General features: G+C 36.3%; 12 protein-coding genes and 1 pseudogene. All 13 read right to left on the bottom strand.

All coding sequences use genetic code 11. From position 1 onward, the window contains the following. Window positions 1-375: 375 nt before the first annotated feature. On the bottom strand, window positions 376-1,626 hold the full coding sequence (locus tag ACJROP_RS11320; RefSeq protein ID WP_406535571.1) for a SufB/SufD family protein: 1,251 nt from the start codon (window positions 1,624-1,626) through the stop codon (window positions 376-378). Continuing rightward, the gene (locus ACJROP_RS11315) at window positions 1,595-2,350 is read right to left on the bottom strand and encodes an ABC transporter ATP-binding protein (protein ID WP_406535570.1); all 756 of its coding nucleotides are present in this window, start codon (window positions 2,348-2,350) and stop codon (window positions 1,595-1,597) included. The genes ACJROP_RS11320 and ACJROP_RS11315 overlap by 32 nt, the downstream gene beginning before the upstream one ends. Before the next feature lie 130 nt (window positions 2,351-2,480). Further along, window positions 2,481-2,747: a PRC-barrel domain-containing protein gene (locus ACJROP_RS11310; RefSeq protein ID WP_042692144.1), complete on the bottom strand. Its 267-nt coding sequence runs from the start codon at window positions 2,745-2,747 to the stop codon at window positions 2,481-2,483. 55 nt (window positions 2,748-2,802) lie between these two features. Continuing rightward, window positions 2,803-3,411, bottom strand: coding sequence for an NTP transferase domain-containing protein (locus ACJROP_RS11305; RefSeq protein ID WP_406535569.1), 609 nt, complete (start codon window positions 3,409-3,411; stop codon window positions 2,803-2,805). 16 nt (window positions 3,412-3,427) lie between these two features. After that, window positions 3,428-4,897: a methanogenesis marker 14 protein gene (locus ACJROP_RS11300; protein WP_406535568.1), complete on the bottom strand. Its 1,470-nt coding sequence runs from the start codon at window positions 4,895-4,897 to the stop codon at window positions 3,428-3,430. A 154-nt stretch (window positions 4,898-5,051) separates the two neighbouring features. Next, window positions 5,052-5,984, bottom strand: a complete 933-nt coding sequence (mtrH, locus tag ACJROP_RS11295; protein WP_406535567.1) for a tetrahydromethanopterin S-methyltransferase subunit H — start codon at window positions 5,982-5,984, stop codon at window positions 5,052-5,054. 13 nt (window positions 5,985-5,997) lie between these two features. Then, window positions 5,998-6,240 carry a tetrahydromethanopterin S-methyltransferase subunit MtrG gene (gene mtrG, locus ACJROP_RS11290; RefSeq protein ID WP_406535566.1) on the bottom strand — a complete coding sequence of 81 codons (243 nt, stop codon included), beginning with the start codon at window positions 6,238-6,240 and terminating at the stop codon, window positions 5,998-6,000. A gap of 10 nt (window positions 6,241-6,250) precedes the next feature. Continuing rightward, window positions 6,251-6,457: a tetrahydromethanopterin S-methyltransferase subunit F gene (locus ACJROP_RS11285; protein WP_406535565.1), complete on the bottom strand. Its 207-nt coding sequence runs from the start codon at window positions 6,455-6,457 to the stop codon at window positions 6,251-6,253. Window positions 6,458-6,469: 12 nt separating this feature from the next. Then, entirely contained in the window at window positions 6,470-7,186 is a 717-nt protein-coding gene (gene mtrA / locus ACJROP_RS11280; RefSeq protein WP_406535564.1) for a tetrahydromethanopterin S-methyltransferase subunit A, read from the bottom strand. Then, window positions 7,187-7,516, bottom strand: a complete 330-nt coding sequence (mtrB, locus tag ACJROP_RS11275) for a tetrahydromethanopterin S-methyltransferase subunit MtrB (RefSeq protein ID WP_406535563.1) — start codon at window positions 7,514-7,516, stop codon at window positions 7,187-7,189. Window positions 7,517-7,533: 17 nt separating this feature from the next. Further along, a complete protein-coding gene (mtrC, locus tag ACJROP_RS11270; RefSeq protein WP_406535562.1) occupies window positions 7,534-8,349 on the bottom strand; it encodes a tetrahydromethanopterin S-methyltransferase subunit MtrC in 816 nt (271 codons plus the stop codon). After that, a complete protein-coding gene (gene mtrD, locus ACJROP_RS11265; RefSeq protein WP_406535561.1) occupies window positions 8,350-9,042 on the bottom strand; it encodes a tetrahydromethanopterin S-methyltransferase subunit D in 693 nt (230 codons plus the stop codon). Window positions 9,043-9,216: 174 nt separating this feature from the next. Next, a pseudogene (locus tag ACJROP_RS11260) lies at window positions 9,217-9,393 on the bottom strand (tetrahydromethanopterin S-methyltransferase subunit E); the annotation flags it as partial.

Below are 9,393 nucleotides of genomic sequence, written 5' to 3'. Positions count from 1 at the left end.
CTCCTCCATAGGAACACCAGTTGCAACAAAACATTACAATTTTTACATCATCAGCCATAGAGTTTCTCCTCCTCTATAAAATATTTTCTCCATTTAGAAAAACTTGCGCTTTTCTAAATTTAAATTTTAAAGTTTTTTAAAAAATTTTAAAATTTCTTTTTAAGGAATACTGTTTAGGCATACCTTAAAAACACAATTTCTGTACTTAATGAGCTAGCTCAGCATTACATTATGTACTGATTAATATATTTCATTTATAATTAATATAAAGCTTACTTAGAAATTAAAGTCAAAAAGTTTATATACTATGAAACAAGATTTTAGAAAAGTAAAATTCGCATGAAAAAAAAGAAAAAAAAGAGGTATTAGATGGAATTACATTCCATCAAGACTCATATCAATCATTCTTTGAGTCTGCTCTGCCAAATCGTCTGGAAGACCGGTTATATCCATGTTTAAAAATCCTCTAACAATCATGGATTCGGCATCCTCTTCACTGATTCCACGAGCAGTCAAATAATTGATTTCATCTTCAGATATCTTACCGACGGCAGCTTCGTGAGACATCTCCAGATTTGCAGAACTGGCTTCAAGTTCAGGAACTGCATAAATGAAACTATCATCTGACAATACTAAACCATGGCACTCCAAGTGTCCTTTAACTGTTGGTACAGTGCCTGCAAGGTGTCCTCTTGCATAGATTTTTGATTCATCTTGAGCAACAGCCCTTGAGATAACTTCTCCTCTGGCACCTTCAGCATTTAACAGAACTCTAGATCCAACATCAATAATGGAATCCTTTTTACCGCCTTGAATACTTTGGAAAATTGCTCTTGAGTTTTTACCATCACAATAAGCTGTTGGGAAAGATTGGATGGTGCTTACAGGACTGGTTAAGATATAATTATTAATGTAAGTAGTATCATCACATAATTTTACACCAGTTCTTGGACGCACTTCCACTTGTTCAGCCCAATTGTGAACCATAGTGAAAGTTATTTTAGAGCCAGGTTTTAAATACATTTCAGATACGCCTACGTGCATCGCTGAGCCCACATCATCACCAGTCGCACAACCAGTGATTAAATGCAATTCAGAATTTTCCTCAGCAATGATTACATTATGAGCGGTTTGCATTACTTCTTCATCGCTGATGAACATGCATGCCTGTACAGGCATTACTTCTTTAGTTCCAGGAAGGGACCTTACAAAATAACCGCTTACAAATTCATTTTCTTTTTCTCTTAAAGCGGTTTTTGCAGTGTATTTATCCGCATCAGGCTTTACGACATTCCAAAGATAATCATCTAACCAGTTGTATTTATCTAATGCAATTTGCATATTCATTACTTCAATAGAATCAGACATTGAATTATTAGTAAAAATATTACTTTGATCTACTTGTAAAAATGACCCTGACCTGTTCTTCTCTTCAGTGTCAACACCGACTTTTAAAAGGTCTTCTTTGGTCTGCTTACCTAAATCATCCAAGTCATCAATCATATCTAAAGCATTTACTGTTTCGTCAGTAAAGTTTTCAATAGTGACATCTGCACCAATTGCAGCTTTTTTATTTATTGCCTTTTCGGCAGCTTCATAAACATTGCGCACACTCAACACATCCATTAAAACCGTTTTTCCTAATATCTTCAAGAATTTCATCAGGGTTTCCTGAACAGGAAATTACCCCATTCATTAAAACATGCGCTTTATCAGCACGAACAAAATTTAAAATATAACCTAAGTGAGTAATCAAAAGACCGCTTCTTTTTCTGTGACGCTGTGTTTTATCCTTATCCAATAAAGTTCCGATTTCAGAAGCCAATAACTCAACATTTTCAATGTCCACACCGGAATCAGGTTCATCAAACATTGTGAAATCCGGCATTTGCGCAAGCAATTGTAAAATTTCGGAACGTTTTACTTCCCCACCAGAAAATCCAAGATTAACATCCCTTTCCAAAAATTCGTCACTGAATTTGAGCTGATCGGCCAATTTTTTCATTCTTGGATTTAATTCTTCATTAATGTCTTGATTGGATTCTATTTTAAGTAAATCCCCAACTGACACTCCTCTAATTGCCGGTGGAGATTGGAAACTTACCCCAATTCCTAATTTAACTCTCTCTGCAGTGGTTAACTCAGTAATATCTTGACCTTTAAACTTAATTGAACCTTGAACTACATTATAATTCGGAAATCCCAATATAGTTAGGAATAAAGTACTTTTTCCAGCACCATTAGGTCCTAAAAGAACATGAGTCTCCCCTTCATCAATAGCAAGATTGATATTTTTTAAAACTCTTTTTCCTGCTACTTCGACGCCTAAATTTTCTATTTCAAGCAACATACAATCACCTTTATAAATAAAATATGAATTTGTTATACTAGTATAAATTTAATTTATAAAATATAAATAGTTAACACACTATTTGAAAAAAAAGATATAAAATTAAAATAAAAAAAGAGAATAACTGAAATTATTCAGTTACAATAATAAATTCGCCAACTTTTTCAACTTTAGCGAAAGGAACTAATAATAAGTCGCCGTTTCTTTTAGCTCCTTTAACATGAATATTACGGTCACTTTCAACTCTGATTGCAATATCCACGATTTTACCAGTTTTTTCGTTGATGATTAATTCATCGAGTACACCAAGAATACGTGCATTGTTGGTAGCTACTTGATAGTTTTTGATTTCACTCCATAATTTTTCTTCTCTTCTAGGAATTTGTTTATTTTCCATTAAATCACCTGATAAAAATTAAATCTACTTATATAATTATTTAACTTCATCATATTTAAACATAATATGTATTATACAACTTTTCAGCAACTTTACTATCTAAAATAGTATTAATGTTTAAGGCCAATTCAACTTTTGGAATGATTAGCTGATCTTCATCCTGAACAATATTAACGCTTCTTAAAACGTTCAGTCCTGATGGGACATTGCCTTCAAACTCATATGAATAATCCAAACCCAAATCTTCAAATATTTCAACAGGAACTAAAACTGATAATGCATCTTTAGGGGATTCTAAGTAATATTTTAAAACATAATCAATAGTTTCAGTGGATATAAAAGGCAAATCTGCATTAATGAAAAGCAAAATATCATCTGGAGACTTTTTTTCAAAATAATCTAGAATATAAGACAAGTCAGTTAAATAATCCTCGCCTGAAGTATCTAAAATCGTATAATCTCCTTCAATACTGTTTAAATATTCTGTAGTTTCTACAGTATTCGGACTAACGGCAATAACTATCTCATCGACTAATTCTGATGCTTTCAAGTTGTCAAGTACAAAATTAATTAAAGGTTTATCACGTAATTTGAAAAGAGGTTTTTCTTCGGGAACTTTTAGTCGGGTCCCCTTACCTCCTGCCATCAAAATTGCATAAATCATGATAAACCACAGATGTTTAAGCGTATTTGCTTCCTTGCATCTTCATTCTTTTACCAAGAATACATCTATCTCCTTGGCGACCGCCAATCGGTGACTTTTGAGTACCCATTGAATTCATACAACGGGCCATAATTGCAGATCCAAGAGCCAAACCGTCTTCAACAAACACGACATTTTCGAATCTGTCTTGAACAGCTTCCAAGATAAGTTCAGGTTTTTTACCAGTGATACCTGCCCTTCCTGTAATTCCTAAAGCGGAACCTGGAGTAATAACATCTTCCTCAAATGCAACATCCAAAACACGGGTAACGATTTTAGTACTTACATAGTCCATGGTTGAAAGAAGAGTTCCTAAGCCATCTTCCTTATAGAATTTTGCACCCAGTTTAGTTAATTCACCTAACTTATCACCATTAACCCCAACGTCACAACCAATTAGAGTTGTTCCAGCTTTTTCAGCGGCAACAGGGTTTAACGGTACAGTACCGAATCTGTCAACATCCATAGGCACTTTACAAATATTAATTAATTTGTGAGCTTCTTCAGCATTTTCTTGAGCCTTTTTAGTATTTGCTTTTTTAAGTGCTTTATCTGAATATAAATCTAAGGCAGCACCGTTTTTCATGTCGATTTGACCTGATCCTCTAGCAATAGCATCAGAAACAACACCTGCCAAACCTAAAAAGTTACCTACAGTATTTGCATAAGGTTCATTGTCATTAACAATACGTCCTGCCAATGTGGAACCGAAGTCCAAGGAAACACAAGGATTTCTGTAATCAATATCAGTCCATTTGGCACCTAATTTAATACCTGCAGTAACAAGCTCACCTTCCATCTCATTTGCAACGGTTTCCTTACCCTGTGGAGGTATAACACTTACAACAGCTCCATCGAACATTACATTATCTAAAAGAGTGTATTTTTGCAATCTTTCAGGAAGCTGTGATGAGCTCATTGCAGGAGACATTTTACGTGGCGGAATGTCTGCATTCAAACAGCCGTCAGCTAAAGCGATAACCAATTGACCTGCTTCCTCAGCAGTAGCAAAACCTGCAGTAACCCCAGTGGAACGTACTACAAAGTCCAAATCCTCATCCTTATCAACGTTACATTTTCTAAGAGATTCAAGAACAGTGTCCTTAATCAAATCAGCTACAGCTTCTTTAGAAAGTTCAATACCCCAAACAGTTTTACCGAATACCTCTTCGGTAGGTTTAGGAGGTCTGATATCCCTTGTCATTTTAACTGTTTTATTTAAAAGGTAACATTCACTTGTGTTCAAGTTTGTTGCTGTTACAATACATTTGGTTGTAGTGTTACCTAATTCAACTGAAGCAGTCACATAAAATACATCTGGTTTTTTAACAACTCCAGGACTAGCCGGTCCGGCCTTTTGAGCCTTTAACATTGCTAAATTGCCCTCATGAGAATGAGCAATAACAGGTTTAGGACCTCTATTAAAAATTTTACTTAGAAAAGACATTTTATAACCTCAATTAAAACTTGATTATAAATATCTTTTTATAATAATATAAATTTTATTAAAATAATTTGAAAAAAAAGCAATGCGAATTTTAATTAAAAAAAATAGAAAAAAATGATTAGATGAATAAATCATCTAATCGGGACCCTTATATCTATAATAAGTTGTTAATTGGGTGGTCTTCTACAGGTTCAGTACCGATATCTTTTGCTGCTTCAGCAATCATAATATCAGCCATACCACATGCAGGGAATGCAAGTCTGGAGTTTTCAATAGGTCCGAAAAGAACGAAGTCTCCACCAGCCATTTGTTGTACGATGTTTGAACCAATATCACAAACAGGCCATGCTTCTTTGTGTTCTTTTTTGTATCCTCTTAACCAGTCCCATGCGGATGGTACGTTGTGAATACCAGATCCTACTGGGTATCCCCATTTAGCTTTTACAGAGTAAGAGGTTCTTACAGCAGGTCCTGCACCTTGACCTAATGGAGTAACTGCTACGTCCATCCATGGTTTAGTAATACCACATTCATCAGCCATTTCGAGAATACCTTGGTCGATTACAGATCCACCAGTTTCCCAAATTTCGATTTTTCCTTCTACACCAGGAGTCATTGGGTTGAAACCTAAGAGAATGGATGCATCGATGTCTGAGTTTTTAACAGCTTCAATTTCTGCAGGTTCTGCAGCCATACTTATGGAGTTGTAAACAGCCCTTTCAGCTAATCCGACTTCTTGAACGTATTCTACACCTGCAATTTTTGCAGCAGCAGCAGTTGAGTCGATAAGGAAAGGTTTGTCACAGACGTCTCCTACAAATTCTAAGTATTTTACCATAGCATCTGCAGTAGCACCGAAAGTTTGTACAACACAAGGGTTTCCGGTTACATCAGACATTTCTTCCATTGTTTTAATTCTTTCATCAGCAGCGTCTTTATCAAAGATACCTGCTTTTTCATCGCTAATAATTTTGTGTCCGCCGTAAAAGATAGTTCCTGCTAAAACGGTAGGGTATTCACCAGGTTGTCCTCCCATTTTTACTCCAGCAATATCTACGACGAGTTGTTCTTTCTCAAATCTAAACATAAGTACGAACCTCCTATAATAAGGTAGATAACATTGATACTAAACCGAATTTAATTGCTACAATCAAGATCATTAATCCGAGTATAATACCATATAATATTCCAACATCTCTACCAGATTGTTGGCCTAAACGTTGATAATATTCTCCGACAGTGAAATCAACTTTTTCTTCAGCATCGTCTAATTTTGCAACGATTGCGTTGAAATCATCTGAAGACACCATAACTTGAGGTATTGTGTTTTCTTCTTCACTCATAATAACACCTCTAGAATCCAAATGCTTTTGCAAGGGCAGGGATAATTACAACTAAAAGAAGAGCTATGCAAATACCAATAGCAAATCCTTTAAATCTAGTTGCTAGTAAACCTGCGAATAATTTACCATCTCTTGCAATAAGTTTTGAACTGTATTCTGCATCATCTGCAACAGTTTTCATTCCGCCTATATTTGGTTTATTAGAAATTTGCACCATAATTACGCCTCCCTAGAATAATAAGAATAAAGCTCCAATTACTAAAGTGAATACTAAACCCATCATTATTCCTTGGACTTTACCTGCATAATTACCGGCCATATTTCTTTGGATAGCACCGACCATGTCGATTTTTGTGTTGATATCTCTGATTCTTGCTTCAATAAGTGCAGTTTCAGCAGATACAACTTTCATTGCTTCTCCTTCGTCTTCATCGCCGTCATCTTCATCCACGGAAATAACCATAGCTTCTTCTTCAAAAGCACCAGGATCTTTTTCTACACATTCATTAATTTTTGATTGAATTGCTCCAATATCTTCTGTATCAATTAAGTCAACAATTTCTAATTGTTGTTGGAATCTTTCAATACCGTCGAGTGGAACATTCTCTACGAAAGGAATAGCACCGGTTGCTCCGATGATTTTCTTTTTATCTGCGTCCGCACCGTTTTCGTACAATGCCATGATACTTTGACCTGTAATGTGTCCTTGTACTTCAGCACCGGTTACGATTAAGAAACGGATGTTAGGGTTTGAGATAATGTTTGCAACTACTTTTTCTATTCCTAAGTTTTCTGTTTTACATGGTCCTGCGATTGCTGCTCCAGATAACTCAGCTTCAATGTGAGATGCAAGAGTTGTAACAGCAACAGGGCTTTCAGGATCACCTACAATGTAATCCCCACTGATAACTGGCCAGCCATCTGCAGGAGCTTTTTTATCTGCCATCTATAATACCCCCAATGCTTGTAAGACTGGTAACGCAGCAAATATGATGAAAGATGCTAATAAGAATCCATATACCATATTTGTTAACATTCCTGCAGTAATATAGGAACCTTCCCTTCCAGGATAAGATCCGACAGGACTTGTATATGGGTCTAATGAAGCCATTAATTCATCAGCAGCCAATTCGACTTTTGCTACTTGTTCGTTTACTTCATCCATAGATAGGAGTACTATTCCTGAACCTAAAGATGATCCGATAACCCCAGTTACAGGGTCTAATGCGAAATTGAATTCAGGTATAACCTGAATCATAGGTAACATTTGAGCCATATTTAATTCCTCCTAATCTATTGCTCCACGTTAGGCCATAAACCAGCCCATTTGGTTGAAGCTGCATCATTACATGAAGCCAATACAAATGCTCTGAATGAAATTACCCAACCAATTAAACCTACAACGAATACAAGGAACCAACCTAATCCACCTGTAGTTACAGATAAAAGACCAGTAATAGTCATTGATAAAAATGCAGTAGAACATGCACATTTGAGAGTTCTTACTTGATCTTCGTTAGGTCCTAAACATGCGTTGAATGGGTGTTGGATAGCCATAGTACACATAATAAATAATACAGCAATAAAACCAGTTGCAACAACATTTTCAAACACTGCAGTCAAATCATAGCTACCTGCAATAGCAACAGCAAATCCTAAAATGGATAAACAAGCTGCACCTGCAATTTCAATAGTACATTGAAGCATAATAGGGATTTTCATACCTACGATTTTAGTTGCAACAAGTGCAATAACTGCTCCAATAATTACAGCAATGATAAGTCCTGCTAAAGGTCCAATTAACGGGATGTTTAAACTAGAAGCTAAACTAAGTCCTCCTAAAGCTGAAATTACACCAACTGAAAGAGACATATACCCGATAGATGGTACACCAGTACCTAAACCGTAACTTGCTACTCTACGAATAGCATCTGCTCCCCAAACAATAGCGAGAACAGCACCAATAGCAGCAAGAACTGGACCAATTACGTCACCTAAAAATCCTGATAAATAAATACAGAGTAATCCGCCAACGACACCTAAAATTAATAAGTGCATTGAATCTACTGCACCTGCAGCTGCACCGTCAGCACTTCCACCAGCAGACATTTAGATACCTCCAGTTAAAATAATACAAAATATTCCGACAACGACAGATGCGATAGCACAAGCAAGAGCTCCAGTACCAATTCTTTTGAATTTTGGATCGTGCATACCTTCAATGGTACCACCGATGTTATATGAAGCAATTACTGAGTTAATAAAGAACACACCTACACCTAAAATAGCAGCTAAACCAACAGCAACAGCAGGTTCAAAAGAAGCTTGTACAGCATCATAAATACCGAAGTAGACCAATCCACCACCGAAACCACCAAGAAGCCCTCCGATAAGACCACTTACAAATGAAGTGAGAGGTACACCGTGACCTTCAGTACCAGGAGTTTTGAAAGCTTCTTGATTACGTCCAGTAATCCAGTCTACATTTACTTTGGATGCTGCTGGTACAATACCGATACCGAAGATATAAATCAAGTTTGCAATGAGCATAGTAATACCCATCATGATCATAGCACCGATAGCACCACCAATACCTACTATATAGAATGGTTCACCTGTCATAGTTGCAGCAGTAATTAATCCTGTTAAACCTGCACCAGCAGCTAACATAGCAGTACCGGTACCTACACCGGTAGCGGTTGCCATAGCTGCAGGAGCTCCTCCTACAGGAATAAAGTGCACACCTGCACCAATCATAATACCGCCTATTGCGATGAATAAAATTAAACTAATTGGATCCATAATGAAACCTCCTTAATTTCCACCTGTTTTTTCAGCTTCTTCTACAGGAGCTTCTTCAGCAGCTTCCTCTTCAACAGCCTCTTCAGCTTCTTCAGCAGCTTCTTCTACAGGAGCTTCTTCTTTAACTTCTGCTTTAGGATTTGCTTTACCTTCTTCAAATTCTTTTAAAGCAGCTTCATCATAAGGTCCATATTTATTGATTGCAAATAATTCTAAGTAATTATCCATGAGAATTAATAAGATGATAATTATAATACCTACAACAATACCACCATATACTCCAAATACTACTGTATTCCAGAAACTAAAGAATACAACGAGACCGAAACAGAAACCAGTTAATGGTCCACC

It is taken from the genome of Methanobrevibacter sp., assembly GCF_045220775.1.
In the GTDB taxonomy this organism is placed as follows: domain Archaea; phylum Methanobacteriota; class Methanobacteria; order Methanobacteriales; family Methanobacteriaceae; genus Methanocatella.
The sequence above is the reverse complement of the archived record's forward strand: the minus strand, read 5'-3'. Positions and strand labels throughout refer to the sequence as shown.

What these genes read in the sequence shown, in the direction of transcription:
- ACJROP_RS11320 (WP_406535571.1), bottom strand. Translation starts at nt 1,626, where the DNA reads ATGGATGTGTTGAGTGTGCGCAATGTTTATGAAGCTGCCGAAAAGGCA.
- ACJROP_RS11315 (WP_406535570.1), bottom strand. Translation starts at nt 2,350, where the DNA reads ATGTTGCTTGAAATAGAAAATTTAGGCGTCGAAGTAGCAGGAAAAAGA.
- ACJROP_RS11310 (WP_042692144.1), bottom strand. Translation starts at nt 2,747, where the DNA reads ATGGAAAATAAACAAATTCCTAGAAGAGAAGAAAAATTATGGAGTGAA.
- ACJROP_RS11305 (WP_406535569.1), bottom strand. Translation starts at nt 3,411, where the DNA reads ATGATTTATGCAATTTTGATGGCAGGAGGTAAGGGGACCCGACTAAAA.
- ACJROP_RS11300 (WP_406535568.1), bottom strand. Translation starts at nt 4,897, where the DNA reads ATGTCTTTTCTAAGTAAAATTTTTAATAGAGGTCCTAAACCTGTTATT.
- mtrH (WP_406535567.1), bottom strand. Translation starts at nt 5,984, where the DNA reads ATGTTTAGATTTGAGAAAGAACAACTCGTCGTAGATATTGCTGGAGTA.
- mtrG (WP_406535566.1), bottom strand. Translation starts at nt 6,240, where the DNA reads ATGAGTGAAGAAGAAAACACAATACCTCAAGTTATGGTGTCTTCAGAT.
- ACJROP_RS11285 (WP_406535565.1), bottom strand. Translation starts at nt 6,457, where the DNA reads ATGGTGCAAATTTCTAATAAACCAAATATAGGCGGAATGAAAACTGTT.
- mtrA (WP_406535564.1), bottom strand. Translation starts at nt 7,186, where the DNA reads ATGGCAGATAAAAAAGCTCCTGCAGATGGCTGGCCAGTTATCAGTGGG.
- mtrB (WP_406535563.1), bottom strand. Translation starts at nt 7,516, where the DNA reads ATGGCTCAAATGTTACCTATGATTCAGGTTATACCTGAATTCAATTTC.
- mtrC (WP_406535562.1), bottom strand. Translation starts at nt 8,349, where the DNA reads ATGTCTGCTGGTGGAAGTGCTGACGGTGCAGCTGCAGGTGCAGTAGAT.
- mtrD (WP_406535561.1), bottom strand. Translation starts at nt 9,042, where the DNA reads ATGGATCCAATTAGTTTAATTTTATTCATCGCAATAGGCGGTATTATG.